Raw genomic sequence first — 16,810 nt, 5'->3', positions numbered from 1 at the left:
TGGCAGGCGATACCCGGCAGTCACCCGGTTTGATTATCGGGGCGGTTTATGATGCCGCCCTTTCGTTCAGTTAGAGGATCCTATGCAGCGGCTGTTGATTGGTTTTTGTGCTCTCTTTTCTCTGGCGGTCCACGCCGCCCCGCTGACCCCGCCCAAGGGGGGCCAGTACGCCGTCATCGTACAGGGCAGCAACGGGGTGGAATTTGCCCGTCACGCCGATGACATGATAGCCCCCGCCTCCACCATGAAGGTGCTCACCGCGCTCGCCGCACGCCTCGAACTCGGTGCCGACTTCCGCTTCGCCACCGACATCCAGGCCCAGCCCGGCGCCAAACAGGGCACTACCATCAACGGCGACATCTGGATCAACTTCGTCGGCGACCCGACCCTGTCGCGCATGGATCTGGTTGCCCTGTTCAAACAGTTGGGCGTCACCCGCATTCAGGGCAACGTCTATGTCAACACCGGTGCCTACAACGGCTACGAGCGCGGTAACGGCTGGTCCTGGGGGGATCAGACCCTCTGCTTCGCCGCCCCCGTCTCCTCGGTCATCATCGACAAGAACTGCGCCTACGGCACCATCACCGCCACCCAGATTGGCAAGCCTGCGGTGGGCAACGTGGCCACCGGCGTGCCCATCGGCATCGGTGCCGACAACGTGGAGGTGATGAGCTATGGCGACATGGCGCGCCAGTTCTGCGCTCTGGAAGTAGACATGGCCAAGGGCAACTTCTACGAGCTCAAGGGCTGCATCACCCCGAACAAGGAGCCGCAAGGGCTGCGCTTTGCCATCCACGACGTGGAAGCCTGGGGCTGGGACAACATCCGCTGGGCCATGAACCGCGCCGGCATCAGCCACGACGGCCTGCTGCGGGTCACCCATCAGGCCCCTGTCGGTGCCCAGACCCTGGCGACCCACTACTCTGTCTCCCTGCCGGTGATGCTCGCCAAGATGTTGAAAAAGTCCGACAACCTCTACGCCGATACCTTCCTCAAAACCGTGGGGCGTCACTACTACAACAAGCCGGGCAGCTATCGCAGCGGCACCATGGCGGTGCGCGCCATCCTGACCAAGCACGGCATTGACCTTGGCAACGCCACCCTGGCCGACGGCTCCGGCCTCTCCGCCCACAATCTCATCAGCGCGCGCCAGATGTTGTCGGTGCTGAACTTCATCCAGAAGAACGATGCCGAGCTCGACTTCATCAAGCTGCTGCCAAGCTCCCAGGTGGACGGCACCCTGGCCTGGCGACGCAGCGTCACCGCTCCCATGATGAAGAACAAGGTACACGCCAAGACCGGTACCATCACAGGTACGTCGAACCTCGCTGGCTTCATCGACACGGCCGGTGGCCAGCGCAAGGCCTTCGTGATGTTCCAGCGCGGTCTCTCCCAGGATCCGGCGACCCACGAGCGCTACCGCGCCAGCAAGGCGCCCTGGCCCTGGACCGTCTTCGAAAAAGGCGTGCTGGAGAGTATCTACCAGCAGCAACCCATCCAGATCGTCGAGCAGTGATAGACGGGCTGCCTTGCCGGCAAGGCGGCCCGATTCCCCGGCCTTGGGGGACGCTGGCGCCGTCATCAGCAGTGGGCGCAATCGGAGATGGCGAACGTAAGCATCGCAATTTTCAGCTTTGACTGACAGGGCGCCAGGGCTATGCTGTGCCCAGCCTCATCTCAATGGCCTTCTTCAACGGCTTGTTTAATGGAGAGAAAAGATGTTTGTAGAGATTTTTGGTCGTCCCGGTTGCCCCTATTGCGTGCGTGCCAAGCAGATTGCCGAGCAACTGACCGAGGAGCGCGATGACTTCGAGTTCCGCTACGTGGATATCAACGTGGCCGGACTGACCAAGGACGATCTCGCCGCCAAGGCGGGCAAGCCGGTCACCACTGTGCCGCAGATCTTCCTGGATGAGCAGCACATCGGCGGCTGCACCGATTTTGAGGCCTATGCCAGAGCCAATCTGGGTCTGTAAGCCCCGACACCATGAAAAAAGGCGCCTCTGGCGCCTTTTTTCATGTCGCCAAACCTGCCTCAGGCCACCGGCGTGAAGCGGCTCACCACCTGTCCCTGATGTTCAATCCACTCCATGAACATGGCGACGGGGCGGGCATAAACCTGACCATCCTGTTCGGATTGATAGATCACCAGCTGCTCCTGGGTTTCGGTGTGCAAGGCCAGGGCCAGAACCTGGTAATAGCCCCCCTTGAAATGGCGGTAGCGACCGGTGGCGGGTGCCTGCATGAGTGAACCTCGAGAGCGGGAAGATGAGCCCCCGTGCCTGCGTGCTCCCCTGGCAGATCGACGGGTCGGGGCCTTTTTTACCCCAGCCAATCGTGCCAGATGGGGGAGATATTTCAATACACTCATGTTGCTTTATGAATCTGCCCCTCATCTTTCACTGATCTACCAAAGAGAGGCAAACGATCATGCTGAATTTAACATTTCAACAACCCTGTTTCAGGGGTAAATATCAGGGATTTATTCCATAAATTAGATTGTTCTAGCATTCAATTCTGTGAAGAATAGGGGCAGAGAAATTTGATACTAAAAACAGCTTTTCTGCCAACGCGCCCCACGGGGAAGGAATCACGCTCACCATGTTCACTATCGACAAGTCGCACAAGCTCGACGATGTCTGCTATGACATCCGCGGCCCGGTGCACAAAGAAGCTCGCCGTCTCGAAGACGAAGGTCACCGCATCATCAAGCTCAACATCGGCAATCCGGCCCCGTTTGGCTTCGAAGCACCGGAGGAGATCATCAAGGATGTGATCCTCAACATGCCCCAAAGCCAGGGCTACTGCGACTCCAAGGGGCTCTTCTCCGCCCGCAAGGCGGTGATGCAGTACTACCAGCAAAAAGGGATGCGCAAGGTCGACATCGACGACATCTACATCGGCAACGGTGCGAGCGAGCTCATCGTGATGGCGATGCAGGCGCTGCTCAACAACGGCGACGAGATGCTGGTGCCCTCCCCCGACTACCCGCTCTGGACCGCGGCCGTCACCCTCTCCGGCGGCCATGCGGTGCACTACCGCTGTGACGAAGGGGCTGACTGGTATCCGGATCTCGACGACATCCGCGCCCGCATCACCCCGCGCACCCGCGGCCTGGTGCTGATCAACCCCAACAACCCGACCGGCGCCGTCTACGGCAGCGAGTTTTTGCTTGAAGTGATCGAGATCGCCCGTCAGCACAACCTCATCATTTTCGCCGACGAAATTTACGACAAGATCCTCTACGACGACATCTCCCACACCAGCGTCTGCACCCTGTGCGACGATGTGATGGTGGTGACCTTCAACGGCCTCTCCAAGGCCTACCGCGCCTGCGGCTTCCGCCAGGGCTGGATGGTCATCACCGGTCCCAAGGGTCGTGCCAAGGGCTATATCGAGGGACTGGAGATGCTGGCCTCCATGCGGCTGTGTGCCAACGTGCCCATGCAGCACGCCATCCAGACCGCCCTTGGGGGCTACCAGAGCATCAACGAGCTGATCCTGCCGGGGGGCCGCCTGCGTCGCCAGCGGGACAAAGCCTGGGAGCTTTTGAACGAGATCCCCGGGGTCTCCTGCGTCAAGCCCAAGGGGGCGCTCTACATGTTCCCGCGCCTCGACCCCAAGGTGTATGACATCCGCGATGACCAGAAGATGGTGTTCGACCTGCTGCAGCAGGAGAAGCTCTTGCTGGTGCAGGGCACCGGCTTCAACTGGCCGGCGCCGGATCACTTCCGCCTGGTGTTCCTGCCCCGGGAAGAGGAGCTGGAAGAGGCCATCGGCCGTCTCGCCCGCTTCCTCAAGGGCTACAAGCAGTAAGCAAGGCTCATGAAAAAGGCTCCTTCGGGAGCCTTTTTGTTGTCTGTCGTTTTCTATTCGCGCCATCAGCCGTGGAGCAGGGCCCCGGCCACCAGCACCGCCATGGTGATGAGGGCCACCCCGATGATGAAGGGCAGCACCCAGCGCACGAAGCGATCGTAGGGGATCCTGGCGAGCGCCAGCCCCGCCACCAGGTGAGCGGCGGTGGGGGCGAACAGGTTGATCCAGCCGGAGGCGGACTGATAGGCGGTGATCACCAGATCCCGCGAGATGCCGGAGAAGTCCGCCAGCGGCCCCATCAACGGCATGGAGACGGTCGCGAGCCCCGAGGTGGAGGGAATGAAGAAGCTCAGGATGATGTGCACCAGATAGGCCATCAGGATGAAGACCGACGACGACAGCCCGCTCACCAGTCCCTCGGCCCAGTGCAGTATGGTGTCGATGATGACGCCGTGCTCCATCACCACATAGATGCCGCGCGCCACCGCTACCACCAGGGCAACCCCGATGAGATCCCGCGCCCCGTTCAGGAAGGTCGCCACGTAGTTGGACTCCGGCATCCGGTTGATGAGGGCAATCAGGATGGAGGCGCTGAAGAAGAGGGTAGATAGCTCGTCGAACCACCAGCCCAGGGTGGGCAGCAGATCGATGCCCAGATCCGACCAGGGCACCACCGCATAGATCATCAGCAGGAAGGTGCCGAAGAAGACCAGCATGGTGAGCTTCTGCTTGCCGCTGAAGGCGAGGTTGCCGCTCTTCATCTGGGAGAACTCGTCGTCATAGACGATATCGGCCAGCACGGAGCGGGACTTGTCCTGCTGCACCTGCCTGGCGTAGCGCATCACGAACCAGGAGGCGAAGATCACCAGCAGCAGCCACTGGATGACCCGCAGGCCAATCCCCTCACCGATGGGGATACCCGCAAAGCCGGAGGCGATGCCGGTGGCAAACGGATTGACGGTGGAGGCGAGCACCCCGACCCCGGAGCCGAGCAGGATGATCCCCGCTGCCACCATGCGATCGAAGCCCGCCGCCATCATCACCGGCACGATGAGTGCCCAGAAGGCCACCGTCTCCTCCGCCATGCCGAAGGTGGAGCCGCCAAGAGCAAACAGGGCGATCAGCACCGGGATGAGCAGCCGCTCGCGCCCGGCGAAGGTGCGCACTATGGCCCCGACCCCGGCATCGAGCGCCCCGCTTTGCATGGTCACCGCCAGAAAGCCGCCGATGATGAGCACGAACAGTGCCACGTCCGCCGCCTTGTGAAAGCCCTGGATGGGCGCCTTGAGCACATCGAATACCCCCTGGGGTTGGGAGGGGAGCTCGGTGTAACTGCCGGGTACCGGCAGCAATCGCTCGTCACCGCTGTAGTCGGCCGCGGCCGCCGCCGCAACCGGCTGCTGGGTCTTGGCCGTCACATAGTTGTATTTGCCCGCCGGCAGCACCCAGGTGAGGGCCGCCATCAGGGCGATGATGATGAAAAGCAGGGTATAAACCGTGGGGAGCTGGCGCTTCTTGGGCGCCTCATGGGTTGTGGTCATGACTTTCGTACCTCGGCGGTGCCGTCTGTGATCCGGACAGCGCAAGCCTAGCGGGTTTGTTCGGGGAAAAAGGTGATCGCGGATAATAAACCTGAGGCAACAGGTTGAGTCTGCTGCAAAAAAACAGGGCCCCGCAGGGCCCTGTCTGTGCTGACGACCGACTTACAGCTCGATCACGTCGAATTGCACGTCCGGATTCACGTCCGCATCGTAGTCCACCTCGTCCAGACCGAAACCGAACAGGCGCAGGAACTCCTGCTTGTAGCCGGTGTAGTCGGTCAGTTCACTGAGGTTCTCGGTGGTGATGGAGGGCCAGAGATCACGGCAGGTCTGCTGCACGTCTTCACGCAGTTCCCAGTCATCCATGCGGATGCGGGCCTGCTCGTCCAGCACCATGCCGGCGCCGTACAGGCGGGTGCGCATCATGCGGTCCACCTGCTCCATGCAACCCTCGTGGATGCCCTTCTCCTTCATGATCTTGAAGGCCATGGAGATGTAGAGCGGCATCACGGGAATGGCAGAGGAGGCCTGGGTTACCACGGATTTGAGCACGGCCACGTGGGCGGTCCCCCCCTTGGCGGCCAGATCGCCACGGATGGCGGTGGCGGCACGGTCCAGATCTTCCTTGGCGCGCCCCAGGGTACCATGCCAATAGATGGGCCAGGTCAGGTCGGTACCGATGTAGGAGTAGGCCACGGACTTGGCGCCGTCAGCAAGCACACCCGCATCGCGCAGAGCCGCCATCCACAGTTCCCAGTCCTGGCCGCCCATGACGGTGATGGTGCTCTGGATCTCTTCCTCATTCGCCGGCTCGACGGTGGCGGTGATGATCTGATCCTTGTTGGTGTCGATGGCGGTGGAGGTGTAGACCTCGCCGATGGGTTTGAGGGCGGAGCGCACCACTTCGCCGGTGTCCGGCAGCTTGCGAACCGGAGAGGCCAGGGAGTAGACCACCAGATCGATTTGACCCAGATCCTGCTTGATGAGCTCGATCACCTTGGCACGGCACTCGTGGGAGAAGGCATCGCCATTGATGCTCTTGGCGTAGAGGCCGGCCTCTTTGGCGGCCTTGTCGAAGGCGGCGGAGTTGTACCAGCCGGCGGAGCCCGTCTTGGTCTCGGAACTCGGCTTTTCGAAGAAGACACCGATGGTGGCAGCTCCGCTGCCGAAGGCTGCGGCAATGCGAGAGGCCAGACCATAGCCGGTGGAAGCGCCGATCACCAGCACCTTCTTGGGGCCATTCTCGATGGCGCCCTTGGCTTGGGTGTAAGCGATCTGGCGACGAACATTGGCTTCACAACCGACCGGGTGGGTGGTGGTGCAGATAAAGCCGCGAACCTTGGGTTTGATGATCATGTGTTGTCTCTTATCCGTTTGATGGATGAAATCGGGGCATAAGATACCTCATTGCGGCCCGTTATGGTGCTCTGATGTGTTGAACTGCGGGGAAACAGGCAGGGATCCGTCGCTTTATGCCGCCATGGCACACCCATTGCGCAGGAGATCTCCCCGCCATGGACCAGAGAGAGGCAACGTGAGGACCGGAATGTCACACCCGGAACGAGGCCGTTGTCTGACCTTGCGCCATGTACTAGTGTGCAAGGAAGAGGATTCAAGGAGGAGTCTATGTCACGCATGCTGGTCATCTCTCTCGCCTGCCTGGGGCTTGCCACCGTCCCCGTTGTCCAGGCGGCTGTCTATCAATGCGCCCGCGATGGGCAGATCACCTTCAGCGACATCCCCTGCAGCAGCGACGCCAAACCCATGGCACTCAATGTCTATACCCCCTCCCCCGAGGCGGTGGAGCAGGCGGCCAACCAGACCCGGGAGATAGAGCAGAGCCTGGCGAACGGCCAGAAACAACGCCAGGCCGAGGCGCTGCGCACCGAGATCGAGGCCAAAAAGCAGAAGATGAACAACGAGATGACCCAGATCACGGAGAACAAGGCAAGATCCCGCAATGTCTCGGCAGAGATGCAGTCGGTCACTACCCGATATCAGAAAGAGATTGAGTCCCTGAACCAGAAACTCTCCACCTTGCAGGCAAAATAAATACCCCGGTTTCGGGACAGGAAATATACCGAAGCGGCAATGTCGTCACGGGTTCACACATGCCGCATATCCAAAAACTCACACCCTTGGCCGTTTATTTCTCACACCAGAGAGTCAGATAGCGGCTATTTCCAGATCCCCGCCTCCACCTATTTCACTGTGCCCATATAAGACTCATTGAGTCCCCATATAGGCCACATGGCGCGCCACTGGGTTCATATGAAGGCGATATATAGAATAGTCAGTGCCAAAAGAGGCGCCTTCATGCCAATATTCCCTGGGGCCAGGGCGGCCCAGGAGATAAATAACCCTTGTACGAGACCCCACAATTTAAAAGCCATTTATCAACATTGAAAAATAAAAAGTTAATTTGAGTTCGATGACGACTCATCAGGACGCAATGCTATTGTTAATTTACTCAGATTTGGTCGTTATCCCATTCAAGGGTCTCATGGAGGAGCACTGTCATGTTCTGGAATCAAAAAGCAAGCAAGGAAGCCAGTGAGCAAGCGGCAAGGGTGGTGGAGCTGGGGGCATTTGAACAGGCTATCCAGTTGCAGGTCCCCTTCGTCCAGTTCACCCCGGCGGGAGTGGTCACCTTCGCCAACGAGCTGTTTCTCAAGATCGTGGGATTTGAGCGTGACGAGGTGATCGGCAAGCATCACAGCACCCTCTGCTTCCCCGACGACGTCAATACCCGGGATTACGAGACCTTGTGGCAGGATCTGCGCCACGGCGTCTCCCGCAGCGGCCGCTTTATTCGCCAGTCGAAATCCGGCAAGGCCGTGTGGCTGGAGGCGACCTATTTCCCCATCGTGATCGACGGCAAGGTGGTGCGGATCGCCAAGGTCGCCTCCGACGTGACCCAGCAGCAATCCACTCTGGAGCGCACCCAGGCCCTGCTGGCAGCGCTGGACAAGTCCCTGGCGGTCATCGATTTCCAACCCGATGGCACCGTCATCACCGCCAACCAGAATTTCCTCAACTGCTTTGGCTACCGGCTGGAAGAGGTGGTCGGCAAGCATCATCGCCTCTTCTGTGACAGCGATTTCTACCAGAACAACCCCCATTTCTGGCAGGATCTCGGCTCGGGTGACATCAAGTCAGGGCTTTTCATGCGCCTGGGTCACCGGGGGGAGAAGATCTGGCTGGAGGCCACCTACAACCCCATCTTCAACCACGAGGGCAAGGTGGTCAAAATCATCAAGCTGGCGAGCGACATCACCGAGCGGGTGGAGAAATCCATCTCCACCCGGGAAGCGGCCCAGAAGGCGTGTGCCATCGCCAGCGAAACCGTCGCGAGCGCCGCCAGGGGGCGGGAGGTCATCGACAGGGTGCTCGACACCTCCTCTCACATCAACACCTCGGTCAATGCGGTCAGCAAGCAGATAGAGCAGCTCAACCAGCAATCCAGGAGCATCGAATCCATCATCTCCACCATCAGCGGCATCGCGGATCAGACCAATCTGCTGGCCCTCAACGCGGCCATCGAGGCGGCCCGCGCCGGGGAACAGGGACGGGGATTCGCGGTCGTGGCCGACGAGGTGAGGCAACTGGCGGCGCGCACTTCCAGCTCCACCAGCGAGATCGTCACCGTCATCAAGCACAACTCGGAGATCACCTCCCAGATCACCCAGACCGTCTCCGTCGTCTCCGACAAGGCGGTGGCAGGTCAGGAGCAGGCCACCATCATCGCCGATGTCATCAAGGAGATCATCGAGGACGCCAACTCGGTGTCGGACACCGTCAAGAGCCTCTCCATCTGAGCGACAGCTGCCAATGACAACGGGGGGCCCAGGCCCCCCGTTGTCATTGCTGTCCGCCCACCCGACACCCGCTCAGCCATCCCCCAGGAGATAGTGTCTGGCTTCCTCGTCCGCCAGCGCTAGGGCGATGTCCCATAGCGCGGCGATGCAGAGCCCCTCCTCCCCCACAGCCTCCTCTTCCAGCGCCTCCAGGGCTCTGGCATCGGCCAGGGTAAAGGGGGGATGGCTCAACAGGCTTTTGGCCGCGGCCAGCAAGTGCATGTCGCTCATCGGTCGGCTCCTTCTTCGACAGCGTGTTTCCCTGCCCAGACTGTAGCCCAATGGCGGCGACTCATCCCCCGGTGGCGACTGCCTGCGCACGCTTCCTGCCGGACGGCAGCTGGCCCACCCCGATGCCGACCAGCACGGCGGCGCAGGCCACCCATTGCAGGGCCGTGAGCGTCTCTCCCAGCAGCAGATAGGCGAGCAGCAGAGTAAAGACCGGTATGAGGTTCACATAGGCCGCCGCCAGGGTCACCTTCACCTGGGTCACCGACCAATTGTAGAGCAGGTAGGCACCCAGGGTCACGAAGGCACCGAGGAAGAGGATGACCCCCATGTCCTGCCAGGCCCAGCTCGCGGGCCAGGGCGCACTGAAGGCAAAGGGCGCGAAGAAGAGCGTCCCGACGAAGGCCTGCAACGCCGTCAGTGTCATCACGCCGTAGCGGCTGGAGAGCTTCTTGAATACCACAGAATAGGTGGCGGCGCAGAGCATGGCGCCCATCTCCAGGCTGTTGCCGAGCAGGGCGTTGGGAGCGAACTCGTCGGCGCCCTCCCCCAACCCCAGCAGGGCGATGCCAACGATGGCGATGGCAAAGCCCAGCAGTTGGCGGCGACTCACCCGCTCTCCAAGCAGTACGAAGGCCACCAGGGCCACCATCAGGGGAAGCAGGGCACAGACCATGCCGGCCTGGCCGGCACTGGTGTAACGCAGGGCGTTGACTTCAAGAAGGAAGTAGAGGCAGGGCTCAAGCGCCCCCATCAGGGCCAACCAGCGCCAATCCCCCTTCTGGTAAGTGACGTGACCAAGCTGGCGGTAACAGAGCAGCCAGCAACAGGACGCCACCCCCATCCGCATGAAGAGCACCTGACCGAAGGACCAGATTTCCAGCACATGTTTGAGGGCGATGAAGGAGCTGGACCAGAGCAGCATGGCCAGGGTCAGCGTCAGGACGGGTAAAAGGCGCACAATGCCTCCATGAATTGGGCATTCGAATAATAACCATACGGCCTTGCGGTTGTCTAAAGGCACCTAACATCAGATAATACGGCCGCCTTCATACCGGATAACCCATCTTCAATGACTGAGTACCTGCTTTTACTGGTCGGCACCGTGCTGATCAACAACTTCGTGCTGGTGAAGTTCCTCGGCCTTTGCCCCTTCATGGGTGTCTCCGGCAAGCTGGAAACCGCCATCGGCATGGGTCTGGCCACCACCTTCGTCATGACGCTGGCCAGCGCCTGCTCCTATCTGATGGAGCACTACATCCTGATCCCGCTGGAGATCGCCTACCTGCGCACCCTGGGCTTCATTCTGGTGATCGCCGTGGTGGTCCAGTTCACCGAGATGGTGATCCGCAAGAGCAGCCCGACCCTCTATCGCCTGCTCGGCATCTTCCTGCCGCTCATCACCACCAACTGTGCCGTGCTCGGCGTGGCGCTGCTCAGCATCAACGAGCGCCACAACTTCATCCAGAGCATCATCTACGGCTTCGGGGCCGCCGTCGGCTTCTCTCTGGTGCTGATCCTGTTTGCCGCCATGCGTGAGCGGCTGGTGGCCGCCGACGTGCCGGCACCGTTTCGTGGCGTCTCCATCGCCATGGTCACCGCTGGCCTGATGTCGCTGGCCTTCATGGGCTTTACCGGCCTCATCAAGATATAACGCTATGATTCACATACTCTTTGCCATTCTGGTGCTGGCCCTGCTTGCCCTGGCCTTCGGCATTATTCTCGGCTTTGCCGCCGTCAAGTTTCATGTGCAGGCCGATCCCATCGTCGATCAGCTTGATGCCCTGTTGCCCCAGACCCAGTGCGGCCAGTGCGGTTACCCGGGCTGCAAACCTTACGCCGAAGCCCTGGCCAATGGCGACAAGATCAACAAGTGCGTGCCCGGTGGCGACGCCACCATGCGCAAGATTGCCGACCTGATGGGGGTCGAGCCCCAGTCTCTGGACGGCGGTGAAGACGCGGCAATCCCCGTCAAGAAGGTGGCCTTCATTCACGAAGACATGTGCATCGGTTGCACCAAGTGCATCCAGGCCTGTCCGGTCGACGCCATCCTGGGTGCCACCAAGGCGATGCACACCGTCATCGCGGCCGAGTGCACCGGGTGCGATCTCTGCGTCGACCCCTGCCCGACCGACTGTATCGAAATGATCCCGGTGCCGACCACGGTCGACAACTGGAAATGGGATCTGGCCAAGGTCGCCATTCCGGTCAAGATAGTGGAATAAACAGCGGAGTAACCATGCAGCATCTGCTCGAACGCATCAAAGCCGGCACTCTGTGGGATTTTCACGGCGGCATCCATCCCCCCGAGAACAAGCACCAGTCAAGCCTGACCCCCGTCGTTGACGCGGGCCTTCCCCCCCAGCTCATCATTCCGGTGCGCCAGCACGCGGGTCCGGCCGGCGAACTGCTGGTGCGGGTGGGGGACAAGGTCAAGAAGGGGCAACCCCTCACCCGTTTTGACAAGGGGCGCATCGTGCCGGTGCACGCTTCCACCTCGGGCACCATCACCGCCATCGAACAGCACACGGTGGCGCACCCCTCCGGTCTTGACGATCTCTGCATCCTCCTCACCCCGGACGGAGACGATGCCTGGGGCGAGCGCACACCCCAGCCTGACTACTGGAATCTGGAGCGGGGGGAGTTGCTCGAGCGCATCCAGCAGGCCGGCATCGCCGGGCTCGGCGGCGCCGTCTTCCCGACCCACAGCAAGCTCGACGGCCGTGGCCAGCTCACCGAGATCCTCATCGTCAACGGGCTGGAGTGCGAACCCTACATCACCACGGATGACAGGTTGATGCAGGAGTACGCCGACGAGATCATGGACGGCATCCGGGTACTCAAGCACCTGCTCAAGCCCAAGCTCACCCTGATCGGGGTGGAAGACAACAAACCGGCGGCCATCGAGGCCCTGACCCGCCATGCCAGCGACGCCGACGTGCTGGTCAAGTCGGTACCGACCAAGTACCCCTCCGGCGGCGCCAAACAGACCATAGAGCTGCTCACCGGACGCCAGGTGCCCAAAGGAGGCCGGGCGGTGGACATGGGCATCATGGTGCTCAACGTCGCCACCGTCTTTGCCATCAAGCGCGCCATCATCGATGGGGAGCCGCTCATCGAGCGCATCGTCACCCTCACCGGCGACGCCTTCAAGAAACCCGGCAATGCCTGGGTACGTCTGGGCACGCCGGTACGCTGGCTGCTCCAGCGTTTCGAGCTGCAACCGGAGGCGGATCAGCGGGTCATCATGGGGGGCCCCATGATGGGCTTCACCCTGCCCCACGCCATGGTCCCCGTGGTCAAGGCCACCAACTGCCTGCTCTCCCCCACCCGCGCCGAGCTGCCGCCCCCCGGCCCGGAACAGGCCTGCATCCGTTGCAGTGCCTGCGCCGATGCCTGCCCCGCCACCCTGCTGCCCCAGGAGCTTTACTGGTACAGCCGGGTCAAGGAGTACGACAAGGCCGAGAAGCTCAACCTCTTTGACTGTATCGAGTGCGGCGCCTGTGCCTGGGTCTGCCCGAGCGAAATCCCCCTGGTGCAGTACTACAAGATCGCCAAGGATGACATCCGCGAGGCCCGTGCCGAGGCCGAGAAGGCCGAACGTGCCAAGCAGCGCTTCGAGGCCAAGCAGGCTCGCTTCGAGCGTGAGAAGGCGGCCCGCGAAGCCCGCCACGCCGAGGCCGCAGCCCAGCGTCGCCAGGCCATGACGACGGCCGGGGGCGAAGATCCGGTCGCCGCCGCCCTGGCCCGTATCAAGGCCAAACAGGAGACGGCCCAGGTGGCCGTGAGTGAACCCGCACCGGACAACGAGGCCATGATTGCCGCCCGTGAGGCGCGCAAGCAGGAGGCCATCGCCCGTCGTGCCGCCAAGGCGGCCAATGGCGAGGACAATGAGCTGGCTGACACCCCGGCACCTGGGGAGCAACCTCCCAAGGCAGAGCTGGATCCCAAGAAGGCAGCCATCGCCGCCGCCCTGGCACGGGCCAAGGCCAAGAAAGCCGCCCAGGCGCAAGATGACGGGCCGGTGGTCGCAGGTGAGACATCTGTGAACACAAGCGAACACGCCGTTGAGGCCCCGGCCGCCGCATCCGGGCCCGCCGCCGAGGTGGACCCCAAGAAGGCGGCCATTGCCGCCGCCATCGCCCGGGCCAAGGCCAAGAAAGCCGCCCAGGCGCAAGGTGATGGGCCGGTGGTCGCGGGTGAGACATCCGTGAACACAACCGAACACGCCGTTGAGGCCCCGACCGCCGCATCCGAGCCCGCCGCCGAGGTGGACCCCAAGAAGGCGGCCATTGCCGCCGCCATCGCCCGGGCCAAGGCCAAGAAAGCCGCCCAGGCGCAAGGTGATGGGCCGGTGGTCGCGGATAAGACATCCGTGAACACAACCGATAACGCCGTTGAGGCCCCTGCCGCCGCATCCGAGCCCGCCGCCGAGGTGGATCCCAAGAAGGCGGCCATTGCCGCCGCCATCGCCCGGGCCAAGGCCAAGAAAGCCGCCCAGGCGCAAGGTGACGGGCCTGTGGTCGCGGGTGAGACATCCGTGAACACAAGCGATACCGCCACCGCCGAGGCCCCTGCCGCCGCATCCGGGCCCGCCGCCGAGGTGGACCCCAAGAAGGCGGCCATTGCCGCCGCCATCGCACGGGCCAAGGCCAAAAAAGCCGCCCAGGCGCAAGGGGACACGCCGGTGGACGCGGATAAGACATCCGTGAACACAACCGATAACGCCGTTGAGGCCCTGGCCGCCGCATCCGGGCCCGCCGCCGAGGTGGACCCCAAGAAGGCGGCCATCGCCCGGGCCAAAGCCAAGAAGCTGGCGGCCGAGGCTGCCTCCTCCCCTTCGACCGACAAGAGCCACTGACCCATGTTCAATATCGCGAGTGCGCCCTTTGCCCACAACCGCAAACAGACCCAGACCCTGATGGTGCTGGTGATCCTGGCCTGCCTGCCCGGCTTCCTGGCGCAGACCTGGTTCTTCGGCTGGGGGACCCTGATCCAGATCCTGCTGGCGCTGGTCACGGCCCTGGGTTCGGAGGCCCTGGTCCTTCGCCTGCGCGGCCGCCCCGTCAAACCGGCCCTGCTGGATGGCAGCGCGGCGCTCACCGCCGTGCTCATCGGTCTCTCCCTGCCCCCCCTGCTGCCCTGGTGGATGCTGGTGCTGGGCACGGCGTTCGCCATCATCATCGCCAAGCATCTCTATGGCGGGCTCGGTCAGAACCTGTTCAATCCTGCCATGGTGGCCTATGTGCTGCTGCTGGTCTCCTTCCCGGTCCAGATGACCAGCTGGCTGCCCCCTTCAAGCATCGCCGCCTACGACATCGGCTTCGCCGATGCGGCCTCGGTGATCTTCACCGGCTTCAGTCTCGACGGCTACAGCATGCTGCAGCTCAAGCAGGGGGTGGATGGCCTGACCATGGCCACGCCGCTGGATACCTTAAAGACCGGGCTGACCCAGGGGCTGACCGCCACCGAAGTGATGACCCACAAGGTCTTCGAGGGCTGGGGTGGCATCGGCTGGAGCTGGGTCAACCTCGGCTACCTGCTGGGAGGCCTCTTCCTGCTCCAGCAGAAAGTGATCAACTGGCGCATTCCGACTGCCGTGCTGGGCGCATTGCTGCTCGCTGCCACCCTGGGCTATCTGGCCACCCCGGATGCCACCGCCACCCCCATGCTGCACCTGTTCAGCGGTGCCACCATGCTCGGGGCCTTCTTCATCGCCACCGATCCGGTGAGTGCCAGCACCACCGCAAAGGGGCGCCTCGTCTACGGTGTGCTCATCGGAGTGCTGGTCTATGTCATCCGCCGTTTTGGCGGCTATCCGGATGCCTTCGCCTTCGCCGTGTTGCTGGCCAACCTGTGCGTTCCCCTGATTGACAGTCTGACCCGCCCCAAGGTCTATGGAGCCCGTCGCAAATGAACCCACATCTGAATTGCCGCAGACGCGAGACAGGGAGCCTCCCATGTTGAAAAGCATGCGCAAGAATGGCCTGACCCTGGCCCTCTTTGCCCTCGGCTGCACCGCCATGGTGGTGCTGACCAACGAACTGACCCGGGATCGCATCGCCCACCAGCAAGAGCTGGAGAAGCTGCGCACCCTGCAGGCCCTGCTGCCCGAGGGGAGTTATGACAACGATCTGGTGGCCAGCTGCAAGCTGGTCAGCAGCCGGGAATACCTGGGCAGCAATGAGCCCATGCCCCTCTATACCGCCACCCTCAAGGGGGTGCACACCGGCTACGCGCTGGAAACCGTGGCCCCCGATGGTTACAGTGGAGCCATTCGCATGGTGGTCGGCACCGATGCAAAAGGGGCCGTCAGCGCGGTCAGGGTGCTGGCCCACAAGGAAACCCCGGGACTTGGTGACAAGATAGAGCTGAAGAAATCCAGCTGGATCGACAGCTTCACCGGCAAGTCCCTCACGGCCGACAACGACGCCACCTGGGCGGTGAAGAAGGATGGCGGCGAATTCGACGCCTTCACCGGGGCCACCATCACCCCGCGGGCCGTGGTCAAGGCGGTGAAAAATTTGCTGAGGCTGCAACAGGAGCACCCCGAACTGCTGCACGATGCCCCCTCCTGCCATACCAACCCCTAACGCCGGAGCACACGCTATGGAACAAGTCGACGTGATTGACACGGCCAGCCAACCCGCCGGGGAAAGTGGCCGCCGCGAAGAGCTCAAGGAGCTGATGCTGCAGGGACTGTGGAAGAACAACCCCTCCCTGGTGCAGGTGCTGGGACTCTGCCCCACCCTGGCGGTCTCCTCCACCTTTACCAATGCGTTGGGGCTCGGCCTTGCCACCATGGTGGTACTGGTCTGCTCCAACCTCGCCGTCTCCCTGGTGCGCAACTGGGTGCCCAAGGATATCCGCATCCCGGTCTACGTGATGATCATCGCAGCCCTGGTGACCAGCGTGCAGCTGTTGATGAATGCCTACACCTACGGCCTCTATCAGGCGCTCGGCATCTTCATCGCCCTCATCGTCACCAACTGCGTCATCATCGGCCGCGCCGAAGCCTATGCCTCCAAGAACCCGCCTCTGCTTGCCGCCCTCGACGGCTTCATGATGGGGCTGGGCTTTACCCTGGTGCTGCTGGTACTGGGTGGGCTGCGCGAGATCATTGGCATGGGCACCCTGTTTGACGGTGCCGAGCTGCTGCTGGGTGACTGGGCCAAGTCATTGCGCGTCGAGCTGTTCCACACCGACGCCAGCCTGCTGCTGGCGATCCTGCCCCCCGGTGGCTTCATCGGCCTCGGTTTGATGATCGCTGGCAAAAACGCCATCAACGACTGGATGGGCCGCAAGCAGAGTGCCGAGAAGGCCCACTGCACCGTGCCGGCGGCGGGCGCCCGCACGACCCAGCTCTGA

At 62.3% G+C, this 16,810-nt stretch carries 16 protein-coding genes and 1 pseudogene; 12 read left to right on the top strand and 5 right to left on the bottom strand.

The genetic code is table 11. The features are described from left to right. Positions 1 to 82: 82 nt before the first annotated feature. Positions 83 to 1,516: a D-alanyl-D-alanine carboxypeptidase/D-alanyl-D-alanine-endopeptidase gene (gene dacB, locus AB5Y51_RS20820; RefSeq protein WP_319883563.1), complete on the top strand. Its 1,434-nt coding sequence runs from the start codon at positions 83 to 85 to the stop codon at positions 1,514 to 1,516. 202 nt (positions 1,517 to 1,718) lie between these two features. Further along, positions 1,719 to 1,976 carry a GrxA family glutaredoxin gene (locus AB5Y51_RS20815; RefSeq protein WP_010674029.1) on the top strand — a complete coding sequence of 86 codons (258 nt, stop codon included), beginning with the start codon at positions 1,719 to 1,721 and terminating at the stop codon, positions 1,974 to 1,976. Between the two features lie 59 nt (positions 1,977 to 2,035). On the opposite strand, the gene AB5Y51_RS20810 is transcribed toward AB5Y51_RS20815, so the two are convergent. Next, positions 2,036 to 2,245, bottom strand: coding sequence for a DUF1653 domain-containing protein (locus tag AB5Y51_RS20810; protein ID WP_010674028.1), 210 nt, complete (start codon positions 2,243 to 2,245; stop codon positions 2,036 to 2,038). 356 nt (positions 2,246 to 2,601) lie between these two features. Between AB5Y51_RS20810 and AB5Y51_RS20805 the strand changes: the two genes are divergently transcribed. Then, positions 2,602 to 3,816: a pyridoxal phosphate-dependent aminotransferase gene (locus AB5Y51_RS20805; protein ID WP_005302243.1), complete on the top strand. Its 1,215-nt coding sequence runs from the start codon at positions 2,602 to 2,604 to the stop codon at positions 3,814 to 3,816. A 65-nt stretch (positions 3,817 to 3,881) separates the two neighbouring features. Here AB5Y51_RS20805 and AB5Y51_RS20800 read toward each other — a convergent pair whose 3' ends face one another. Both AB5Y51_RS20800 and fabV read right to left on the bottom strand, forming a co-directional pair. Beyond that, positions 3,882 to 5,357, bottom strand: a complete 1,476-nt coding sequence (locus AB5Y51_RS20800; protein WP_368179130.1) for a YfcC family protein — start codon at positions 5,355 to 5,357, stop codon at positions 3,882 to 3,884. Between the two features lie 162 nt (positions 5,358 to 5,519). Further along, positions 5,520 to 6,713, bottom strand: a complete 1,194-nt coding sequence (gene fabV / locus AB5Y51_RS20795; RefSeq protein WP_167825074.1) for an enoyl-ACP reductase FabV — start codon at positions 6,711 to 6,713, stop codon at positions 5,520 to 5,522. Between the two features lie 270 nt (positions 6,714 to 6,983). Here fabV and AB5Y51_RS20790 point away from each other — a divergent pair, with 270 nt between their 5' ends. The 3 genes and pseudogenes from AB5Y51_RS20790 (at position 6,984) to AB5Y51_RS20780 (ending at position 9,175) form a co-directional block, all read left to right on the top strand. After that, the gene (locus AB5Y51_RS20790; protein ID WP_039038680.1) at positions 6,984 to 7,409 is read left to right on the top strand and encodes a DUF4124 domain-containing protein; all 426 of its coding nucleotides are present in this window, start codon (positions 6,984 to 6,986) and stop codon (positions 7,407 to 7,409) included. Positions 7,410 to 7,876: 467 nt separating this feature from the next. Then, a pseudogene (locus tag AB5Y51_RS20785) lies at positions 7,877 to 8,635 on the top strand (PAS domain-containing protein); the annotation flags it as partial. 6 nt (positions 8,636 to 8,641) lie between these two features. Continuing rightward, complete coding sequence (locus AB5Y51_RS20780) at positions 8,642 to 9,175, top strand: methyl-accepting chemotaxis protein (RefSeq protein WP_257978395.1); 534 nt, start codon at positions 8,642 to 8,644, stop codon at positions 9,173 to 9,175. Positions 9,176 to 9,247: 72 nt separating this feature from the next. Here AB5Y51_RS20780 and AB5Y51_RS20775 read toward each other — a convergent pair whose 3' ends face one another. Beyond that, a complete protein-coding gene (locus AB5Y51_RS20775) occupies positions 9,248 to 9,445 on the bottom strand; it encodes a hypothetical protein (RefSeq protein WP_039038678.1) in 198 nt (65 codons plus the stop codon). 61 nt (positions 9,446 to 9,506) lie between these two features. Further along, the gene (locus AB5Y51_RS20770; protein WP_041215431.1) at positions 9,507 to 10,403 is read right to left on the bottom strand and encodes a DMT family transporter; all 897 of its coding nucleotides are present in this window, start codon (positions 10,401 to 10,403) and stop codon (positions 9,507 to 9,509) included. Between the two features lie 111 nt (positions 10,404 to 10,514). On the opposite strand from AB5Y51_RS20770, the gene rsxA reads away from it, so the two are divergent. From rsxA to AB5Y51_RS20740, 6 genes are read left to right on the top strand one after another with little or no spacing between them, the layout of a single operon-like run. Further along, on the top strand, positions 10,515 to 11,096 hold the full coding sequence (rsxA, locus tag AB5Y51_RS20765; RefSeq protein WP_039038677.1) for an electron transport complex subunit RsxA: 582 nt from the start codon (positions 10,515 to 10,517) through the stop codon (positions 11,094 to 11,096). A gap of 4 nt (positions 11,097 to 11,100) precedes the next feature. Then, on the top strand, positions 11,101 to 11,667 hold the full coding sequence (gene rsxB / locus AB5Y51_RS20760) for an electron transport complex subunit RsxB (RefSeq protein WP_042017194.1): 567 nt from the start codon (positions 11,101 to 11,103) through the stop codon (positions 11,665 to 11,667). 14 nt (positions 11,668 to 11,681) lie between these two features. Further along, complete coding sequence (gene rsxC / locus AB5Y51_RS20755; protein WP_368179127.1) at positions 11,682 to 14,303, top strand: electron transport complex subunit RsxC; 2,622 nt, start codon at positions 11,682 to 11,684, stop codon at positions 14,301 to 14,303. Between the two features lie 3 nt (positions 14,304 to 14,306). Beyond that, on the top strand, positions 14,307 to 15,359 hold the full coding sequence (gene rsxD, locus AB5Y51_RS20750; protein ID WP_010674314.1) for an electron transport complex subunit RsxD: 1,053 nt from the start codon (positions 14,307 to 14,309) through the stop codon (positions 15,357 to 15,359). Positions 15,360 to 15,402: 43 nt separating this feature from the next. Then, complete coding sequence (gene rsxG, locus AB5Y51_RS20745; RefSeq protein ID WP_042015982.1) at positions 15,403 to 16,035, top strand: electron transport complex subunit RsxG; 633 nt, start codon at positions 15,403 to 15,405, stop codon at positions 16,033 to 16,035. A gap of 16 nt (positions 16,036 to 16,051) precedes the next feature. Then, positions 16,052 to 16,810, top strand: coding sequence for an electron transport complex subunit E (locus AB5Y51_RS20740; RefSeq protein WP_368179125.1), 759 nt, complete (start codon positions 16,052 to 16,054; stop codon positions 16,808 to 16,810).

It is taken from the genome of Aeromonas sp. R7-1 (genome assembly GCF_040908115.1).
In the GTDB taxonomy this organism is placed as follows: Bacteria; Pseudomonadota; Gammaproteobacteria; order Enterobacterales; family Aeromonadaceae; genus Aeromonas; species Aeromonas caviae.
Note: the sequence above shows the minus strand (reverse complement) of the source record. Positions and strands in the feature narration are given on the sequence as shown.